General features: G+C 66.4%; 16 protein-coding genes. 9 read left to right on the top strand and 7 right to left on the bottom strand.

What is annotated here, in order from left to right; all coding sequences use genetic code 11:
* Positions 1-76 precede the first annotated feature (76 nt).
* From QOH60_RS11565 to QOH60_RS11550, 4 genes are read left to right on the top strand one after another with little or no spacing between them, the layout of a single operon-like run.
* Positions 77-709: a peptidase M50 gene (locus QOH60_RS11565; protein WP_526420318.1), complete on the top strand. Its 633-nt coding sequence runs from the start codon at positions 77-79 to the stop codon at positions 707-709.
* A gap of 30 nt (positions 710-739) precedes the next feature.
* Positions 740-1,693, top strand: a complete 954-nt coding sequence (locus QOH60_RS11560; protein ID WP_526420310.1) for an alpha/beta fold hydrolase — start codon at positions 740-742, stop codon at positions 1,691-1,693.
* 21 nt (positions 1,694-1,714) lie between these two features.
* Entirely contained in the window at positions 1,715-2,500 is a 786-nt protein-coding gene (locus tag QOH60_RS11555) for a site-2 protease family protein (RefSeq protein ID WP_526420308.1), read from the top strand.
* A gap of 47 nt (positions 2,501-2,547) precedes the next feature.
* Positions 2,548-3,444: a cation diffusion facilitator family transporter gene (locus QOH60_RS11550; protein WP_526420306.1), complete on the top strand. Its 897-nt coding sequence runs from the start codon at positions 2,548-2,550 to the stop codon at positions 3,442-3,444.
* A 4-nt stretch (positions 3,445-3,448) separates the two neighbouring features.
* On the opposite strand, the gene QOH60_RS11545 is transcribed toward QOH60_RS11550, so the two are convergent.
* On the bottom strand, positions 3,449-3,853 hold the full coding sequence (locus tag QOH60_RS11545) for an SRPBCC family protein (RefSeq protein ID WP_526420304.1): 405 nt from the start codon (positions 3,851-3,853) through the stop codon (positions 3,449-3,451).
* Positions 3,854-3,905: 52 nt separating this feature from the next.
* Between QOH60_RS11545 and QOH60_RS11540 the strand changes: the two genes are divergently transcribed.
* Positions 3,906-4,472: a MarR family winged helix-turn-helix transcriptional regulator gene (locus tag QOH60_RS11540; RefSeq protein WP_526420302.1), complete on the top strand. Its 567-nt coding sequence runs from the start codon at positions 3,906-3,908 to the stop codon at positions 4,470-4,472.
* On the opposite strand, the gene QOH60_RS11535 is transcribed toward QOH60_RS11540, so the two are convergent.
* A complete protein-coding gene (locus tag QOH60_RS11535) occupies positions 4,469-4,885 on the bottom strand; it encodes a DUF3151 family protein (protein WP_526420300.1) in 417 nt (138 codons plus the stop codon). The two genes, QOH60_RS11540 and QOH60_RS11535, sit on opposite strands and share 4 nt — an antisense overlap.
* A gap of 113 nt (positions 4,886-4,998) precedes the next feature.
* On the opposite strand from QOH60_RS11535, the gene QOH60_RS11530 reads away from it, so the two are divergent.
* Positions 4,999-5,769 carry an Rv0361 family membrane protein gene (locus QOH60_RS11530; RefSeq protein ID WP_526420298.1) on the top strand — a complete coding sequence of 257 codons (771 nt, stop codon included), beginning with the start codon at positions 4,999-5,001 and terminating at the stop codon, positions 5,767-5,769.
* Here QOH60_RS11530 and fbaA read toward each other — a convergent pair.
* Both fbaA and QOH60_RS11520 read right to left on the bottom strand, forming a co-directional pair.
* Positions 5,766-6,800 (bottom strand): class II fructose-bisphosphate aldolase, encoded by a 1,035-nt coding sequence (gene fbaA / locus QOH60_RS11525; RefSeq protein WP_526420296.1) that lies wholly within the window; start codon positions 6,798-6,800, stop codon positions 5,766-5,768. The genes QOH60_RS11530 and fbaA overlap by 4 nt on opposite strands.
* 115 nt (positions 6,801-6,915) lie before the next feature.
* Positions 6,916-7,479, bottom strand: a complete 564-nt coding sequence (locus QOH60_RS11520) for a DUF3558 family protein (RefSeq protein WP_526420294.1) — start codon at positions 7,477-7,479, stop codon at positions 6,916-6,918.
* A 116-nt stretch (positions 7,480-7,595) separates the two neighbouring features.
* Here QOH60_RS11520 and QOH60_RS11515 point away from each other — a divergent pair, with 116 nt between their 5' ends.
* On the top strand, positions 7,596-8,288 hold the full coding sequence (locus QOH60_RS11515; RefSeq protein WP_526420292.1) for a VTT domain-containing protein: 693 nt from the start codon (positions 7,596-7,598) through the stop codon (positions 8,286-8,288).
* A gap of 13 nt (positions 8,289-8,301) precedes the next feature.
* On the opposite strand, the gene QOH60_RS11510 is transcribed toward QOH60_RS11515, so the two are convergent.
* Positions 8,302-9,813 carry a glycosyltransferase family 39 protein gene (locus tag QOH60_RS11510; RefSeq protein WP_526420290.1) on the bottom strand — a complete coding sequence of 504 codons (1,512 nt, stop codon included), beginning with the start codon at positions 9,811-9,813 and terminating at the stop codon, positions 8,302-8,304.
* Positions 9,814-9,911: 98 nt separating this feature from the next.
* On the opposite strand from QOH60_RS11510, the gene QOH60_RS11505 reads away from it, so the two are divergent.
* Positions 9,912-11,165, top strand: a complete 1,254-nt coding sequence (locus QOH60_RS11505) for a cytochrome P450 (RefSeq protein WP_526420288.1) — start codon at positions 9,912-9,914, stop codon at positions 11,163-11,165.
* Between the two features lie 101 nt (positions 11,166-11,266).
* The gene (locus tag QOH60_RS11500) at positions 11,267-12,637 is read left to right on the top strand and encodes an HNH endonuclease signature motif containing protein (protein WP_526420286.1); all 1,371 of its coding nucleotides are present in this window, start codon (positions 11,267-11,269) and stop codon (positions 12,635-12,637) included.
* On the opposite strand, the gene QOH60_RS11495 is transcribed toward QOH60_RS11500, so the two are convergent.
* Positions 12,638-15,940, bottom strand: coding sequence for a helix-turn-helix transcriptional regulator (locus tag QOH60_RS11495; protein ID WP_526420284.1), 3,303 nt, complete (start codon positions 15,938-15,940; stop codon positions 12,638-12,640).
* A gap of 73 nt (positions 15,941-16,013) precedes the next feature.
* On the bottom strand, positions 16,014-18,614 hold the full coding sequence (locus QOH60_RS11490) for a helix-turn-helix transcriptional regulator (protein ID WP_526420282.1): 2,601 nt from the start codon (positions 18,612-18,614) through the stop codon (positions 16,014-16,016).
* Positions 18,615-18,670 lie beyond the last annotated feature (56 nt).

The following is an 18,670-nucleotide window of genomic DNA, read 5'->3' as shown; positions in this document are numbered from 1 at the left end:
CGGATCGATCCCGCCGACCGGCCCGCCGACATACCGGCCAGCCACTACTGGTGGTTCCCTAAGCAGAGTTGACGTTTTGACAGCAGACTTCGCCGTGCTCGTCTTCGACCAGCACCGCCCGCCCGGGCCACTTCGCGGACTGCCAGTCGTCGACGCATCAGATATCGAGGGAGCGGCAGGCGAGCATTCGAGGCTCATCGTCGTCGGGTCCGACGCCGACCTTGCGGCGGTGGTGACGACGCTGCTGCGCGCCGAAACGCTGGGCACCGAAATAGGATTCGTGACCCCACGTCGCTCGGCAGCCTCGCGTGCATACGGGCTCGCCGTGGGACGCCGGGGCGCCAGGCGGGCACTGAAGGGCACCGCCGCACGTGTGCCGCTCATCCGCGACGACACCGGGCAGGTCATCGTGGGCTCGGCGATGTGGCGCGGCGCCGACGGGCCGCTGCACGGCGAGGCGGTAGTCGACGACACCCCGCTCTTCTACGGCGACGTCGGCTGGGTGCGGGTGGAGCCACTGGCGGAAATGCCTGGGCTTCGCGCGAGCGTGGTGACCACAGAAGGCCGGCGCCAACGGTGGGTGACGGGCCGCGCCGCGCAACTCGGCACCACCGGCGCGGTGGTCAGCCGCGACGGTGTGAAGTCGGATCGCGAGGTCAAGCGGTCGACGTTTTATCGGCACGTCAAGGGATGGCTTCTGGTGCAATGACACCGTGCGGACGCAAGGAGCAATGACACCGTGCCCGTCCTGAGAACTCCCGACGAGCGATTCGCGGGACTGCCCGGCTACACGTTCGAACCGCACTACGTCGACGTCGAAGCCGACGGCGTCGCACCCGTCCGCATGCATTATGTGGACGCCGGACCGCCGGGCGGCCCGGTCGTGCTGCTTCTGCACGGCCAGCCCACCTGGTCCTACCTGTATCGCAAAGTCATTGGCGTGCTTGCTGATTCGGGGCTGCGTGCAGTCGCTCCCGACCACATCGGCTTCGGCCGCTCAGACAAGCTCACCGAACGCACGGACTACACGATGGCGCGCCATATCGACTGGCTGCACAGCTTCATCACGCGACTGGACCTGCGAGAGGTCACCCTCGTCGTGCAGGACTGGGGCGGCCCGATCGGGTTGAGCGTGCTGGCCCGTGAGCCGGATCGCTTCGCCCGCGTCGTGGCCACCAACACCATCCTGCACACCTGCGACCCCACGCTGGCAGGCGAGCTCACGTGGGCCAACCACGGCGTGGGCGAGGACCGCGTGCTCCATCAGGAAGCCCTGATCGACTACCTCCTCTTCTGCGTTCGTGCGCCTGACCTCGTCGCGAGCTGGTTCGTCGGCGCCGTCGCCGGCTCGTTGCCCGCCGACGTACTCGCCGCCTACGACGCGCCGTTCCCGGATCCGTCGTTCAAGGCCGGCTTGCGGCAGTTCACTGCGCTGATACCGCTGACTCGCAACGACCCCGGCGCCGCGATCGGACGGGCTACCTGGGCGGCGCTCGAACAGTGGCACAAGCCGTTTCTCACCGCGTTTTCCGACGGCGATCCCCCGACCCGAGGGTGGGAGCGCGTGTTTCAGGAAAGAGTGCCGGGAGCGGCTGGTCAACCGCACGCGACGATCGCCGGAGCCGGGCATTTCGTGCAGGAGCAGCGGGGCGAGGAACTGGGCCGCATCGTCGTGACGCTCATCACGTCCTAGCTGGTCAGGTACTTTTGTGGAGTGAACATCCGCCCAATGCGGCAAGCGGTGCGCCCCAGCCCGATCTTCTTTGCGATTGTCGCCGTCACCGCCGGCGGCGGCGTGATGGCGTGGTTCGCCACCAACGAGCGTTCCGCTCTCGCCTACGCCGGCGTCTTCGTCTTCGTGCTGGCCGGCTGGGTTGTCTCGCTATGCCTACATGAATTCGGTCACGCCTACACGGCGTGGCGCTTTGGCGACCGCGACGTCGAGGCACGCGGTTACCTCACCCTCAACCCGTTGAAGTATTCGCATCCTGCGCTGTCGATCGTGCTTCCCCTGGTGTTCATCCTGTTGGGGGGGATCGGCCTGCCCGGGGGCGCGGTCTACGTGCGGACCAGCTGGATGACCCCGAAACAGCGCACGATCGTGAGCTTGGCCGGGCCCTTCGCCAACGCGGTACTGGCGGTCGTGCTGCTGACGCTCACAGCCGTGTTCTTCGACTACGACACGCATCACGGTGTGTTCTGGTCCGGTGTGGCGTTTCTCGGCCTCCTGCAGATCATGGCTCTCCTGCTGAATCTGCTGCCGATCCCTGGGCTCGACGGATACGGCGCGCTCGAGCCGCATCTGAGCTACGAGACTCAGCGAGCGCTCGCGCCGGCCAAGCAGTGGGGTTTTGTGATCCTGTTCGTCCTGCTGTTCATCCCGCCGGTCAATTTCGCGTTCTTCTCGTTGGTGGAGTGGGTGTTCTCACTTTCGGGCGTGAATCCGCGCCTCGCGGGGTTGGGCCTCTCGTTGACCCGGTTCTGGTCCGCCTGGTTCTGACGACGTAGGCCTTGCGACATATGCGTGACCACGCATAGATTGCAGCCATGGGAGCGGGCCACGATCACGGGGCGGCCGACACCCGCGTGTCGCGGATGCTCATCGCCGCAGCGATTCTCACCGTCTTCTTCATCGTCGAGCTGACGACGGCGCTGCTGATCGATTCGATCGCGCTGCTCGCCGACGCAGGCCACATGCTGACCGACCTCGTCGCGCTGTTCATGGGTCTTACCGCCGTCATGCTCGCCCGTCGCGGCAGCGCGTCACCCGCGCGCACCTACGGATGGCATCGCGCCGAGGTGTTCACTGCAGTCGGCAATGCCGTTCTGCTGCTTGGCGTTTCGGTTTTCATTCTCTACGAGGCCATCGATCGCCTCGGTCACGCGCCAGATGTGCCCGGTTGGCCGATGATCATCGTCGCGCTCGCCGGGCTTGTCGCCAACGCCATCGTCGTGCTGCTCTTGCGCTCGAGCTCCGAAGAGAGCCTTGCGGTCAAGGGCGCCTACATGGAGGTGGTCGCCGACACGGTCGGCAGCGTCGGCGTCCTGATCGCCGGTGTGGTGACGGTGACCACCCACTGGCCGTACGCCGACGTCGTCGTCGCCGTACTCGTTGCATTGTGGGTGCTGCCTAGGGCGATTTCATTGGCGCGGGCGGCATTGCGGATCTTGTCCGAATCCTCGCCCAGCCATATCGATGTCGACGAGCTGCGGGGCGCGCTCGCGGCCGTCGACGGCGTCATCGACGTGCACGACCTGCATGTCTGGACACTGGTGCCGGGCAAGGACATGGCCACGGCACATCTGACCAGCTGCGCCGATTCTGCCCGGGTGCTCGAAGACGCGCGGGCAGTGCTCGCAGCGCGGGGCGTGGAACATGCGACAGTGCAGGTGGAGCCGCCCGAGAACGCCGAGGAATGCCAGCAGGCCGACTCGGACTGGTAGCCCGCTAAGCCTCGACTGTCTCTTTGAGCCCCTTCAGCACCGTCTCCCAATTCGCGGTCGAGTGTTCGGCCTCCTCGGCGCTGGCGTTGTTGTCCTGACTGAGCGAAACGTGTGTCCGGCCGTCACGGTCGTCGAGCTCATAGGTCAGGGTGTGATAGTTCTGCGGCTCATCGGGCTGCCCCGTCATCGGGCTGAAGTGCGTGAAGCGCAGAAGCCGATTCTGTTGAACCTCAAGTATTTCGCCCTTGTCCTCGTACTTATTGCCCTGATACTCCCCCTTCCACACGATCGGGCTGCCGGGCTGCCAGTCGGTCTGCACCTGCGTACCGAAGAAGTACTTGGCGATCAACTCGGGATCGGTGAGCGCGGTCCACACCTCAGCCGGCGTTGCGTTCACTTCGATTTCCACTTCAGCAATATATGATTGAGTCATATATCTGACTGAATCACATTGGAGGGCAATGGTCAACCCTGGCGCTGATGACCGGCTGATCAATCTGGTGGGCGCCGCCGCGCTTGGCCTCACCGACGCGACGGTGGGCGACGTGGCGCTGGCCAACGGGCTTGACGCCTCGGCGGCCGCCGCGCTCGTCGGGCTGCTCGATCTCGCCCGGTCAGGTTCAGTGCAGCGCCTGAGTCAGTTCATCGGCGTCAGCCACTCCGGCGCGGTTCGCCTGGTCAACCGGCTCGCTGACGCAGGCTTCGTCGAGCGCGCGCCGGGGGTTGACGCGCGAACGCTCGCCGTCAAACTCACGCGCCGAGGGCAGACGCTCGCGCGGCGGATCCGAAGCGAACGGCACGATGCGATCGCCGCGGCCGTGTCCGGTCTCACCGAGCGCGAACGGGGCCAGCTGAGTGCAATCTGCGAAGTCCTGATCGCGAACCTGACGTCGGCGCGGCTCGCTGTACGCAGCGAGGGCGGCCAGCCGAGCGGCGGCGCGCTGTGCCGGATGTGCGATCCGACTGCGTGCGGGCGCCCGGACGGCACCTGCCCCGCGGCGCGCACAGCTGCGGGCGACGACGGCTAGCCGAAGCCGAGGTGGCCGCGGGCCGCGGGATCGCAGTCGTCGAGAAGGTCGAGGCAGCGGTGGTACTCGTCGGTCTCCCCGATGTCTTCGGCGGCATGTGCGAGCACCCCGACGCAGCGCAAGAATCCCCGGTTGGGTTCGTGTTCCCACGGCACTGGGCCGAAGCCCTTCCAGCCGTTGCGGCGAAGCTGGTCCAGCCCCCGGTGGTAACCGGTCCTGGCATAGGCATACGCAGTGATCGCTTTGTCCTCGGCCAACGCATCCTCGGCAAGCTGTGCCCACGCCACCGACGCCGCGGGATGAGCGGCCGCGACGACGGCGGGCTTTTCTCCGGCCCGTAACTCCGCTTCCGCCGCCGGATCACCTGGTAAGAGGACTGGATCGGGTCCCATCAAGTCGCCGAAGGATGTCATGGCGACTATTGTGCCGTGCGGCTCTCACGGCACAGCACAGCAGTAGCCTCGGTCGATAAGCTTCCGTGAGAGCGCACCATCGCGCTCTTCACGAACGGAGGACAGCACCTCGTATGTCGCACCCGTCGGGGCACCCACCCGAGCCAGACCATCCGGAGTCCGACCAGCCCACGGAGGCGATCGACAAGGCGCCGGAGCCGGAGTTCGAGTCGGCCGAGCCCACCGAAGTGATGCTGGGGTCCATGCCCGAAGCGGACGAGCCGCCCGAGCGTCGGTACAGCGCGCCGTCGGGATTCGACGTCAGGTCCACCGAGATCATCAAGTCTCCGATGGACCCGGCAACCGAGGTCATTGGCACGCCTCCACCCCGCGAGACCGCCGGTTCGAGAGTCGCCACACCGCAAGCGATTCCGCCGAATCCCGGCCGGCATCGCAGCTGGGGCATGGTGCTCGGGCTGGTGCTGCTGATGATTGTGGTGCTCGGCGTGCTCGCCGCGGCGGCCATTTTCGGCACGATATGGCTGACCAAGAAGAACTCGTCGTCGTCGTCCCCGGAGGACCAGGTCCGCCAGGCCATCCAGGACTTCGACACGGCGATCCAGAAGGGTGATCTTGCCCAGCTGCGGGGCATTACGTGCGGCAACACCCGCACCAAGTACGTCAGCTACAGCGACGACGCCTGGTCGACGGCCTATCCGCGGATCTCAGCGGCCAAGCAGTATCCCGTGGTCGCGAGCATCGACCAGGTCATCGTCAACGACCAGCACGCCGAAGCGAACGTCACCACGTTCATGGCGTATCAGCCGCAGGTCCGTTCGACGCGCAGCTTCGATCTCCAGTTCCTCGACGGGCGCTGGAAGATCTGCGAGGGACCGGTCGCCTAGGCGCTCACCGAGCGACCCGCGGAGTGCAGGTCGTTACAGGATTCGACGACGCGCTCGCTCATGCCGGCTTCGGCCTTCTTCATATAGCTGCGCGGGTCATAGACCTTCTTGTTGCCGACCTCGCCGTCCACTTTGAGGACCCCGTCGTAGTTGGTGAACATGTGCCCCACGACCTGACGGGTGAACGCATATTGCATGTCGGTGTCGACGTTCATCTTCACCACGCCGTACTGCAGTGCCTCCTCGATCTCAGACTTCAGCGAGCCCGAGCCGCCGTGGAACACGAAGTCGAACGGCTTGGCGTCGCCGGGCAGCCCGAGCTTGGCCGCGGCCACCTTCTGCCCGACCGCCAGCACGTCAGGACGCAGCTTTACGTTGCCGGGCTTGTACACGCCGTGCACATTCCCGAATGTCGCCGCCAGCAGATACTTGCCGTTCTCGCCCGTGCCGAGCGCGTCGACGGTCTTCTCGAAATCTTCGGGAGTGGTGTACAGCTTCTCGTTGATCTCCGCCTCGACGCCGTCCTCCTCGCCGCCGACCACGCCGATCTCGATCTCGAGCACGATCTTCGCCGCCGCGGCATCCTTCAGCAGCTCCCTGGCGATCGTGAGGTTCTCGGCCAGCGGCACCGCCGAACCGTCCCACATGTGCGACTGGAACAGCGGGGGCCGCCCCTTCGAAACCCGCCGCTCGGAGATCTTCAGCAACGGCCTGACGTAGGTATCGAGCTTGTCTTTCGGGCAATGGTCAGTGTGCAGCGCGACCGTGATGGGGTAGCTGTCGGCGACGACGTGCGCGAACTCGGCGAGCGCGACGGCTCCGATCACCATGTCCTTGATCCCGAGGCCCGAGCCGAACTCGGCGCCGCCCGTCGAGAACTGGATGATGCCGTCGCTGCCCGCGTCGGCGAAGCCTTTCAACGCGGCGTTGATGGTCTCCGAGGACGTGCAGTTGACGGCCGGAAAAGCGAACGCGTGCTCCTTGGCGCGGCCCAGCATCTCGGCATAGACCTCGGGCGTGGCGATGGGCATGGGGTTTCCTTCCGGGGCGCAGATCCATCGAGCAGTATCTCAGGATTGTGCGGTTGGGCGCGCTGTTCGGCGCCGCACCCGACTGACCGGCAGCGGCGACGCTCTCAGAGCTCCGCTACTCGGGAATCTTCGGGCCGACCTTCTTCGCAAGGTCGACGGCGGCGTTCGTGGCCTCTTCGGAGGAGAGTTTGAGGACCGCGACCTGCACGCTGTTGTTTCTGTTGCCCGCCGCGAACTCGACCTGGCCGCCGCCCAGTGACCGCATCCCGTCGGGCAGAGGAGTTCCGACATCGGGAAAGCCCGGCTCTGGCGGCGGCAGCGTGTTGTTTGGTGCGGTGCCCGGATTGCCGATCTCCAGTGACACTGATTCGTAGTTCTCGGGGTTCTCCCATGAGCACGCCGGGACTTCCGGATTGTTCGATGTCGATTTTCCTTCGACGGACGTACCAAGCAGAGCCGTGATGTCATCGGCCGAAATAAGCTTGCACGCATCGATCGATGCGGGAGCAGATGAGGCGGCCGCTGAGTCCGATCCGCCGGCAGCCGGCGTACTGCTGTTGTTGCCGTTGCCAGCGTTCTTGGCGGGACTGCATGCGGCCAGCGCCGCACAGCACACCGCGGCGGACAGCGTGACACAGCCGACGGTGCGCAGGCTGAACGGAGAATTGCGTTCGATCATGTTCGTGACAGTAGCGGTCAACGGCCAGAGACGAATCGGTTATTTCCCTCAGACTTGAGTCTGACGAGGATGCGCGTCAGCAGCGGCGCCAGGCAGCACCGGTATGTTGGGGGCCCATGAGCACGACCTTGGTGGCGCTGCCACATTTCTGGAGTGCGACGTACTGGATCGGCCAAGGCGGAGTATTCGAGTACGCGGTGCTTCCCGCGATCCTGGTCATCGTCTTCATCGAGACCGGTCTGCTGTTTCCGATCCTTCCCGGGGACACGTTGCTGTTCACCGGCGGTGTTTTCGCCGCGACGGAGGGCAATCCCCCCATCTGGGCCCTGCTGATCCTGGTGCCTCTCGTCGCGATCGCAGGCGACCAGACCGCGTACTTCATCGGGCGGCGGATCGGCCCAGCATTGTTCGCCAAGGAAGATTCACGCTTCTTCAAGAAGCACTACGTCACCGAGTCGCACGAGTTCTTCGAGAAACACGGACCCTTCACGATCATCCTCGCTCGCTTCGTACCGATCGCGCGGACGTTCACGCCGGTCATTGCCGGGGTGTCCAAGATGCGGTATCCGGTGTTCCTTGGTTTCGACATCATCGGCGGCATCGCGTGGGGCGCAGGTGTCGTGCTCCTGGGTTTCTTTCTCGGCAATGTCAGCTTCGTCAAGAACCACGTCGAGCTGGTGGTCTTGGGGATCGCGCTGATATCCCTGCTGCCCGCATTCATCTCGGTCGGACGCGGGCTGTTGAACCGGCGCAACCGCGAACCAGAGCCCGAGCCTCAGGAAGACCCGCTGCCTGAGCAGTCGAGTTAGCGCGTCGCGACACTTACTGTCGCGCGAAAACACAGATCACCCGCCGTGGACCGTCCTCGATCCGGTCGACAAACCGGGCAACCGGAAAGCCCAGTCGCCGCGCAACCTCCATTTCAGCCGGGCCACCGCACGCAGCCCCGATCGAGCGCTCGAACAGCCGGTCACACGTGACGACGAGCACTGCGCTGCCCGACACCTGCGTGACCGGCGGGCCGTTGCGGGTGAGCGGAAAGGCCAGGGCCGCCCCGCTCTTGGCGACGCCGGCCACGGATATCGGCTGGCCATTAGACTCAGCGCGAACACGCGCAGCCGTCGCCGCCGCCTGCGGCCAACCACCGTCCGGTGAGGAGAGCGGCGGCAGCGAAGCGATCGAAAGAGCAACGCAGCCAACAACAACCGCGGCAGCCGAGGTCCGTCCGACGGGCGCCCTTACTTCCTCCGCCAGCCGGGTCGCTGCCACCCCGATGGCGGCGAAAACTATAGGATCCAGCCACGCGTGGTACTGATCATTCGGTAAGCCGGGCGTGAACATCGCGAGCCCAGGCGAGATGATGGTTAATCCCAGCACTGCCCAGGCGACCGTCGCAACCGCCCACCGACCGAAAGTTCTTGATATTTGGCGGGTTCCGGTGGCTGCGGCGACGAGTGCGGCGATCGCCAGGATCGCTGCCGGCAAGCCGCCGAGCAAGGCCGAAGGTACCGGCCCGGCCACCGGCCAGACCTCGATTCGCCACAGCACGATCAGCGGCCGAAGGATCAAGGGCGGACCGCCTGGCACGCCAGGTTCAGCGAAATATCTTCTGATAGAAGCTATTTCGTGAAAGTTATTGCGCAGCTCGTAGACCAGCAGCGGCACATATCCTGCGGCGATGATGGCCACGAACCCCGCCGCGGGAACCAGCATCTTCGGACGGTCCGGACGGGGTCGGCGCCAGACGTCCGCAAGGAGCAGAACGAGAACCGGCGGCACGGCCACTGCAGCGAGCAAGTGGCCCTGCAGCATGAAGAGTGTGCCGACGGCTGCCACCAACCACCAGCGAGCCCGGCGCGTCCGCCACGCGTGCCAACCGGCCGCCGTCGCGAGAGCCGCTGCGGGACCGACGATGTTGGAGTTCCAGACGAAGGTCGACGCACTGATTGCCGACGGACTCACAGCCATGGCCAGCCCGGCGACGTGCCCGGCGAGCGGTCCGCGCACAGTTCGGCCGAGCCACCACGTCGCGGCGACGCCTGCGACGCCGACGACGGCCAGCGTTGCCGCGGCCGCGACGGGATCGGCGTCCGTGAGAAACGCGCTCGGCGCCAGGATCCAGTAGAACCCGACCCCGTGATGGGCGGTACCGATGGAGCTCACCGGTCCGATCAACGGCACCTGGCCGTCGCGCACCCAGTGCAACATGTCCAAGAGGGCGTAGCCCTGATCGTCGTCCCATGTTCCGCGACTGGGCAGACCGACGAGGCGCAACGCTGCCGCCAAACCGAGGATCGCAGCCAAGATCAGCGAGTCACGCCTCAACGGTGTCATCACTGATCAATCTCTTTACTAGTCGAGTAGCTGACTACGCTATCGGCCTCGCTTGCCCGGCCAGAGCATGGTGATCGTCCCACCGGGAGGAGATCATCATGATCGTCGCCACTGCCCGCCCGCGTTGTCCGACGGTGTTCGAAGCCGATCTGCCGACCGTCGAGTACGAACAGGCGTCGGATCCCTATGAGGCGCACCGGAATATCCAGAAGGCCCTCGAGCAGGCACCCATCGCGATGGGTGCGCACGGCCCCGAGGTTCTGAGTTACGAGATGGTCCGCACGACGCTGCGGGATCACCGGTTCTGCCCGCCGCCGGGGCTCGGCCTGGAAGCCCAGAGCATCACGTCCGGGCCGTTGTGGGATCGCGTGGTCACCAGCCTGCTCAGCATCAACGGCGACGAGCACACGCGTCTGCGCCGCCTGGTGTCGAAGGCGTTCACGCCGCGCGCAGTGGGACGGCTCGACGCCACCATCACGGCGGTGATCAACGAGCTCATCGACCCGCTGTCCACGGTGGGGCACTGCGACGTCGTCGACGACATCGCACGTCCGTATCCGGTGCCGATCATCTCCGCGCTGCTCGGCGCTCCGCGCGGGGACTGGCGGCGGTTCTCCGCCTGGGCAGACGAGTTCTTCAAGCTCTTCACGTTCAACGCCGCCGAGTACGCGGCTGACGTCCTCATGGCGTGGACGGAGATGGACGCCTACGTCGACGAGATGGTGGACCAGCGGAGCAATTCGCTTACCGACGACCTGATCTCCGAACTGATCCGCGCCGAGCACGACGGTGACCGGCTGTCACGCGAGGAGCTCCGGATGCTGGCGGTGGGGATATTGATGGCGGGCACGGATACGACGCGCAACCAGCTGGCGGCCGCGGTCGACCTTTTCTGCGACCACCCCGATCAATGGGCGCTTCTGGCTGACCGCCCGGAGCTGGCGATGAACGCGGTTGAGGAAGTCATGCGGTTCTACCCGGTGATCTTCGGGGCAATGCGCTACACGACGGAGGACGTCGAGTTGGAGGGTGTGGTCATCCCTGCAGGGACGTTCGTGATGTGCAGTACCGCGGCGGCCAATCGCGACCCGAGCGTGTTCGACGAGCCGGATCGCTTCGACATCACCCGGGAAGGGGCGGCGCCGATGCAGACCTTCGGTGCCGGCGCGCATTACTGCCTGGGCGCGAACCTGGCTCGGCGCGAGCTGGCTGAGGCGCTGACGGTGATGGCGCGACGGATGCGCAATCTGCGCCACGCAGGGCCGTCGGTCTGGAAGCCGCTCGTCGGGATCACCGGCCCGGCGTCGCTGCCCGTCGCATTCGACCCGAGCTGGCATCTCGGCGTGTGGTGAATCTGTGGATAAGTTCTGGTCTTTGGATAACTTGGCCCGAATTCGGTTGTAGTCCATAGCTTGTCGCCAAACTTGTCGGTGGGTGTGGCTACGTTGGTGGTATGAGTTCGACCGCGTTCGAGCAGGCCCGCGCCGCCTGGGATGAGCTGGCTGTGCACGCCGATGTGCCGGTCGAGTCGCGCACCAGCGCGCAGCAGATGCGTTGGCTGCAGTGCATCGAAACCCTGGAGCGCTGTCTGCCAGCGCTGCGCCACGAGGCGATCAATGAGTTGGCCGAGCACGCCACGGTGGCGGAGGTGGGTGGGTCGGTGCGCACCGCGTTGGCTGATGCGCTGCGGATCACTCCGGCCGAGGCCGCCCGCCGGATTGAGGAGGCGGCGGATCTGGGGCCGCGGCGGACATTGACCGGGGAGCCCCTGTTGCCGCGGCTGCAGGCGACCGCGGCCGGGCAGGCGGCCGGGGAGATCAGCTCTGCTCACGTGGACGAGATCCGCGGGTTCTTCGCGCGGCTGCCGCACTTCGTCGACGAGTCGGCCAAGGTGTGGGCCGAAGCCAAGCTGGCCGAGATCGCCGCAGCCTATCGCCCCGACCAGCTGATCAAATTCGCGCAGCACCTGGACTTGATCCTGAACCCGGATGGCAACTTCAGCGACGCGGACCGGGCCCGGCGGCGCGGGCTCAAACTAGGACCCCAGCGCCCGGACGGGACGAGCCGCATCAGCGGCGATGTCACCCCCGAACTACGGGCCTCGCTGGAGGCGGCGTTCGCCAAATGGGCCGCGCCGGGCATGTGCAACCTCGCCGACGAACAGCCGACCGTCGACGGAGAACCCTGCGACGAAGCCAAGGCCGGTGATGTGCGTTCGGCGGCGATGCGCAACCACGATGCGCTCGCCATGATGGCGCGCTCCACGCTGATGTCCGGCGACCTCGGATCCCATCAGGGGTTGCCGGTCACCATTGTGGCCACCGCCAAACTCGAAGACCTGCAAGCCAAGACGGGGACGGCCACCACCGCCACCGGCACCGCGCTGCCGATCACCGATGTGATCCGGATGGGCGGGCAGGCCTACAACTTCCTACTGCTGTTCGACAACCCGAAACGCTGCCGGCTCTACCGGGGCCGCGACACGCGGCTGGCCACACCGGCGCAGCGGCTGGTGCTCTTCGCCACCGAACGCGGGTGTACGCGACCAGGTTGCACCGTGCCTGGGGCGTGGTGTCAGGTGCATCACGTCAACAAAGATTGGGCGAAAGGCGGGCCCACCGACATCGACAACCTCACGCTGAGCTGCGGGCCTGACAACCGCCTCGTCAACGACGGCTGGACGACGCGTAAGCTCAAAGACGGTACTACAGAATGGATTCCGCCCCCGGATCTCGACACCGGCCAGCGCCGCTTCAACACATACTTTCACCCAGAGCGAATGCTTAGGGATGAGACTGGCGGTGACGAAGCAGAGAGCGCTTGATCAGCCGTGGCGCGCTGCTTCCTGGGCCAGCTGAACGCGGGATTTCAGGCCGAGCTTGGTGTAGACGTGGGTGAGGTGGGTCTGCACTGTCCGGTGTGAGATGAAAAGCCTTGTGGCAATGTCCTTGTTCGCGAGTCCCTCGCTGACGAGCCGGATTACGTCGAGCTCCGTCGGCGTCAGCGAGGCCCAGCCCGCGGTTGGCCTCTTGCGTTCGCCACGCCCGCGTTGTGCGTAGGCGACGGCCTCCTCGACGGACAACGATGCACCCTCTGCCCAAGCCTCGTTGAAGTCGTTCTCGCCGAGCTCATCTCGAAGCCGCGCGACGCGGGCCTCATGGTCGGCGTCGAGTGTCTTGAGACGGACCGAACCCATCCGCCGCCGCGCCGCTTCGGCGGCGCCGAGGAGCCTGGCGGCTTCGCGGTGACTGCCCGCCGAGATCGCCAGGGCGGCGAGACACTCGAAAATGTCTGGGAAGATGAGCTTTACGCGAAAGCTTATGCCGATGCTCAGCGCTTCGTACGCGTCACGCTCAGCCGGTTCCGTCTCTTGTTGTGCGATCTCCACGTACGACCGAGTCAGAAGTGCCCAAGACAAATAGGCGCCGGATGCCGTCGACGCGGCATCATCCGCCCAGCAGCGCGCCACCGCGAGATCGCCACACGCCAACGGCGCCAACGCCGTCCAGCCGTACATACCCGCGGCGCCGGTCGCGAGTCCTGTGCGCTCGTGGGACAACTCGGTTGCCTGTCGGGACCCCGCCCCATCGCCCGCGGCCAGACATGCGGTCGCGATCCCGGTGTAGCACACCCCTGCGGGGTAGTCGCCCAGCTCGGCGCACCCGTCCAGCGCGGCATTCGCCGCTGCCAGAGCGCCGTCGGCATCACCGCTGAAAGCGAGCACGTTGGCCAGCAGGTTCAGGCAATATGCCAGCAACAGAGCATCGTGTGCGGCGGCGGTTTCACGGATGAGCTCGTCAAGCTGGGGGACCACCATCGCAAGGTCGCCGAAACACGTTCGCGCCCACGATTGGGCGAACCGGCACTCGCGGGACGAGAACATATCCCCAATGGTTCCGGCGACGCGCAGCCCCTCGTCCGCGGCGATGTCAGCCGCCATTGGGTCACCCGCCACCATCCCCGCGACCGCCTGCCGGCTGAGAATCTGACTGAGCCGCCACGAATCGCCCGACTCGCGAGCAAGCCGGGCGGCCTCGGCGAAGCACTCACCCGACAGCTCGGCGTCATACGGACTCGTCGTGCCCCTCGCCATCAAAGCGCGGATCAGCAGCGTCGGATCGCCGATTTCGCGGGCCACCGCCAGTGCCTGTTCCGCTTCAATGCTTGGGCCGATAAATCCGGTCCACGCGAACAGAGTCGCCGAATCCGCAAGCGCTCGAACCCGCGGCGCGGCTGACACCGTCGTGCCGGACACCCCCTCGGCGGCGAGCCCGGTCTTCAACCAGGCCAGCCCTTCCTGAATACGGCCGCGACTGAGCCACAGCGGCTGTAGGGACGACGCCAGCTCCAGCGCACGACCGACATCGTCGGTCTCCAGGCTCCACCCGAATGCGCCTCGCAGGTTGTCCATCTCGAGTTCGGCCTGCACGAGGTGCTGTAGATGGCCGGCGCCGGCAGGCGCGTCGAACACAGCCGCCATCGCGGTGTAGTGGTCGCGGTGGCGGCCGCGCACGTCGCCCGATTCACCGGATTCTGAAAGCTTCTCGAGTGCGTACTGACGCACGGTCTCCAACATTCGGTATCGCGTCGCGCCTCCGGAGTCTTGTGCGACCACAAGCGATTTGTCGACGAGCAGGCTGATCTGGTCGAGAACCTGATAGCGCTCCACGTCAGCGCCTGCGGCCACGGTGCGCGCGGCATCCAGGTCGAAGCCACCGAGGAATACCGCCAACCGACGGAACAGAACCCGCTCAGGCTCGGTCAGTAGCGCATGCGACCAATCCACCGATGCACGCAGAGTCTGCTGGCGCCGCACCGCGGTTCGCGCCCCGCCGGTCAATAGCCTGAAGCGATCGTGCAGCCCGGCGAGGATCTCGTCGAGCGAGAGTGCCCGCACCCGCGCCGCCGCGAGTTCAATCGCAAGAGGCATGCCGTCGAGCCGTCGGCAGATCTCTGCCACCGTCGTGACGTTGCCATCGGTAACCGCGAAGTCCGGCCGGACCCGACGGGCTCGATCGGTGAACAATTCGACGGCCTCGTCCGCCAGCGAAAGCGACGGAACCGGGTACGTCACCTCGCCGGGCACGCTGATCGGTTCGCGGCTCGTCGCCAGCAGCGTGACGGCGGGGCACGCGCCAGACAGCTCAACGGTCAGCGACGCCGTCGCATCCAGGAGATGTTCGCAGTTGTCCAGCACGATCAATATCTGACGATCGCCGACGAACCGCAGTAGGGCGTCCGTCGTCGACTGCCCAGGCTGATCTGGCAGGCCCAACGCCCCGGCCACCGCAACCGGAACGACCGCGGGGTGTGTGATCGGCGCGAGATCGACATACCAGACGCCGTCGCGGACGTCGCCCGCAACGCCTGCCGCGATCTGTATCGCGAGTCGTGTCTTTCCGGCTCCTCCTGCGCCGGTGAGCGTCACGAACCTGCTGTCGGCCAACAGTTTTCGGACATCTGCTATCTGTGCGTTGCGCCCGACGAAGCTCGTCAGCTGAGCGGGCAGGTTGCTGACAGCAGCCGCTTTCGCTGTTCGCAGTGGAGGGTACTCGTTGCGAAGATCCGGGTGGCAGAGCTGCAGCACACGCTCCGGCCGGGAGACATCACGCAACTCATGGCTGCCGAGGTCCATCAGCCATACGTCACCAGGCAGCCTGTCGAACACCAGATCCTCTGTCGCGCCGGACAACAGTGTCTGGCCACCATGCCCCAAGTCACGCAGACGCGCCGTGCGATTGATCGTCGAGCCGATGTAGTTTCCCTCGTCGCGCAGCTGAATCTCACCGGTGTGCAAGCCGATCCGCAGGCGGATCGGCGCGACGGGCGCCCGCTGCAGTTCCAAGGCACATGCCACGGCGTCGCTCGCCCGTGCGAATGCGACGACGAAGCTGTCGCCCTCGCCCTGCTCCACAGGCCGCACCCCGTCATGGGCCGCGACCGCCTCGGCCAAGGCTCGATCCAGACGCCCGAAGGCCGCGGACATCTCGTCGGGCTGGGTCTCCCAGAGCCGCGTCGATCCCTCGACGTCGGCAAGCAGCAACGTCACTGTTCCCGTCGGCAGCAGCCCGCTCATGCTCAGGTCGCTCCAGTTCACAGGGGGCGCCTCGGCCCGCGGTTCGCTCATGCTAGCCAGCTTGTAGGTCGTGCGTACCGCGAACATCAGCGATTGCGCGTATATCCGGCGCGGGGCTACGCCGTCACCCGCCCCTGATGATCGCGGCGAGTTGCTCGCGGGTCTGCGCACCGACGCGCTGACAGGCCCGGTACACATGGCCCTCGACTGTGCGCACCGACATCACAAGCCGGTCTGCGATCTCACGATTCGACAACCCCGCGACGACGAGCTCGATGACGTCGCGCTGCCGCCCTGTCAGCGGGACACCGAGGGGGCTGCGCTGCGCAGGAGTTTGCAGTCCGCCGCATTCTTCAGCGAGCTGTTGCGCGATCGCCGCCGCGTAGAGTCCCCGGCTCCGACGCTGCCCCCGCGTGAAGACTGCAGCAGCCTGCGCGGCCACGTCGGCCGCCGTCGCCCGGTCACCGAGGGCGCGATAGTCGTTCGCCACCGCGAGCAATCCCTCGCCGTCAGCGGACTTCAGCGATTCGGTGTACCGGGCGATGATGTCCGAGAACGGCAGATCGAGCGCGTCGGCCAGCTCCCGCGCGCGCACGGCACCGGACCCATCGCCCCACTGGGCCGCCGCCTGAAAACACACGAGTTCGTGCGTCGGCTGGTCGCGATCCCGGGCGTCCTGCGCGGCTGCGGCGACCACGGCGACGGCCTCTGACAGGGAACCAGCGGCCGCCAGCGCCCACCCCTTGGCGACGGCGTACCCGGTGTGCATGTACAGGTAGTCGTCGGGCACGCGCACTGCGGCGAGTGCCTCTCGGGCGGCACTGTCGAGGCCAAGCTTCGCGTACGCCTCGGCCAGCGCGAAACAACTAGCCGCGCGCAAACCGGTTGTCACACTGTGACTCTCAGCTCCCGCCAGCGCCTCGCGAAGGAGGCGAACCGCGCTCGACACGTCGCCGCGCACCAGCGCGGCGTTGCCCGACAGCAGCGCCAGGTTGGCGTATGCGACACCAGGAACATCGCGCGCATCGTCGGCCAGCCTCTGTGCCGTCGCGACGAATTCTTCGATCCTGCCCGTCAGTCGGCACGCACGGGCGTACACGCCGGCGTACCAGAACCTCATGGGCGACGCCTGGAAGGAGGTCGTCGCGCGGCGCAGTGCGGTGTCCGCGACCTCGACCAGGCCATCTACGTCGCCGAGCGCGCCCATCGCCATCGTCAACGCGAGCGACGCCAACATCGCGTGGAAATCCGACAGGGCGCCCGAATCCAATGCCGCTCTTGTCTTTTGCGTAGCACTGCGGCACCGCGCAAACACCGCGTCCACGCACGCCTCGACGGCCTCGCGTTCCGCGATCTGATTCTCGGACTCCGCCGTTGCAGCGAGGCGGGCGAGGATGTCGGCCGCATCCGCGGGCCTGCTCAACATCCAGGTCAGGTTCGCCGCCCGCACCGTCGCCCAAAAGTGGCGTTCGTCAGCGTCGCTGAAAGTCATCGCCGACAGCACATCTTCGGCTTCCTGCCCACGCCCGAGCATCACGAGGTTCATCGCGACGATCCCCTGCGCCTCGCTCGCGCCGGCGTCGGCCGCGGCACGGCCGAACCGGTCCGCGAGATCAAGGTCGAGCAACGTCATCGCAGACCGCGCGGCGTCGACGTACAAATCGGGTTCGGGCGGCAGATCCGATTCGAGCGTCAGCAGCGCGCGGCGAACAGTGGCGTAGATGTCGCGGTCTCCGTCCTTGCCCAACCGGGTGGCGAGTTTTCCGCGGATCTTGGACAGATACATTTCGCCAGCGGCGCCACGGCGGATCTCCCCGAACAGGGGATGCGCCAGGCGGGCCATCAACGCGCCGGCTGTGCGCTCCACAGCGACCAGGCGCTGGTGTTCGGCCTGCTCCAGATCGCGGCGGCGGACCAAGTCACACAGCACGTCGACCCCGAGTGGCTCGGCCTGCGAAAGGACGTCGACGACCGTCGCGACTCCCGGGCTCAGCCGCCCCATTTCACGACCGACGATGTCGGTGACACTGGGCGACGTCGCAGCGCCCTCGTCGGCCATCCAGACGCCGGCCACCCGACGCAGCCTGCCCGCCGCGGCCTGGTCCTTGATCAGCTGATGCAGGAACAGCGCATTGCCCCCCGTGAGCTTCCAGAATCGGCGTGCGCTGCGCGTGTGCACCGGGCCGCCGAGCTGCGCCTCCATCACCGCGCGTGTTGCCGCCTCGGACAGCGGCTCGAGGTCAAGGCGGGCCAGCAGGCCGTCCTTCCACAGCGCCGTCACCGCGTCGGGCTCGTCGGCTCCGCGGCGCACTGTGACGACCAAACGGGCGCCTCTCGAGTGCGCCAGTTGGTGCACGACATGCGCCGACAATCCGTCGAGCAGGTGGGCATCGTCGACGCCGATCAGTGCGCGCCCCCGCAACTGGTGCGCGACAAAGGAATTGATGATGCGGCGGACGTCGGGCAGGGGTTCGGACATCGCGCCGCCCAGCGACGACGCAAATGCCCCGAGCGGAAGCGAACGCGCGGATTCGGTGCCGACGATCCAGTCGGTGCGATCACCACCAGTTTCGGCGCGGGCCAACACTTCCCGGGCAAGCGTGGTCTTCCCCACGCCCGCGGCGCCGACGATGACCACACCGGTGTGTTTGCCGGACGAAGTGAGTGTGCGACCGATAAAGGCCAGTTCCTCATCCCGCCCCGTCAGCGAGCTGCCGCTGATCACGGCCTGAATATATCCTTTTCAAACAATCCCGGTCAGGCTGTTGACGAGCGTGTTTT

Source organism: Mycobacterium sp. (assembly GCF_032159765.1).
Classification (GTDB): domain Bacteria; phylum Actinomycetota; class Actinomycetes; order Mycobacteriales; family Mycobacteriaceae; genus Mycobacterium.
Note: the sequence above shows the minus strand (reverse complement) of the source record. Positions and strands in the feature narration are given on the sequence as shown.

What these genes read in the sequence shown, in the direction of transcription:
- QOH60_RS11515 (WP_526420292.1), top strand. Translation starts at nt 7,596, where the DNA reads ATGAGCACGACCTTGGTGGCGCTGCCACATTTCTGGAGTGCGACGTAC.
- QOH60_RS11500 (WP_526420286.1), top strand. Translation starts at nt 11,267, where the DNA reads ATGAGTTCGACCGCGTTCGAGCAGGCCCGCGCCGCCTGGGATGAGCTG.
- QOH60_RS11510 (WP_526420290.1), bottom strand. Translation starts at nt 9,813, where the DNA reads ATGACACCGTTGAGGCGTGACTCGCTGATCTTGGCTGCGATCCTCGGT.
- QOH60_RS11520 (WP_526420294.1), bottom strand. Translation starts at nt 7,479, where the DNA reads ATGATCGAACGCAATTCTCCGTTCAGCCTGCGCACCGTCGGCTGTGTC.
- QOH60_RS11505 (WP_526420288.1), top strand. Translation starts at nt 9,912, where the DNA reads ATGATCGTCGCCACTGCCCGCCCGCGTTGTCCGACGGTGTTCGAAGCC.
- QOH60_RS11540 (WP_526420302.1), top strand. Translation starts at nt 3,906, where the DNA reads ATGGTCAACCCTGGCGCTGATGACCGGCTGATCAATCTGGTGGGCGCC.
- QOH60_RS11495 (WP_526420284.1), bottom strand. Translation starts at nt 15,940, where the DNA reads ATGAGCGAACCGCGGGCCGAGGCGCCCCCTGTGAACTGGAGCGACCTG.
- fbaA (WP_526420296.1), bottom strand. Translation starts at nt 6,800, where the DNA reads ATGCCCATCGCCACGCCCGAGGTCTATGCCGAGATGCTGGGCCGCGCC.
- QOH60_RS11530 (WP_526420298.1), top strand. Translation starts at nt 4,999, where the DNA reads ATGTCGCACCCGTCGGGGCACCCACCCGAGCCAGACCATCCGGAGTCC.
- QOH60_RS11550 (WP_526420306.1), top strand. Translation starts at nt 2,548, where the DNA reads ATGGGAGCGGGCCACGATCACGGGGCGGCCGACACCCGCGTGTCGCGG.
- QOH60_RS11535 (WP_526420300.1), bottom strand. Translation starts at nt 4,885, where the DNA reads ATGACATCCTTCGGCGACTTGATGGGACCCGATCCAGTCCTCTTACCA.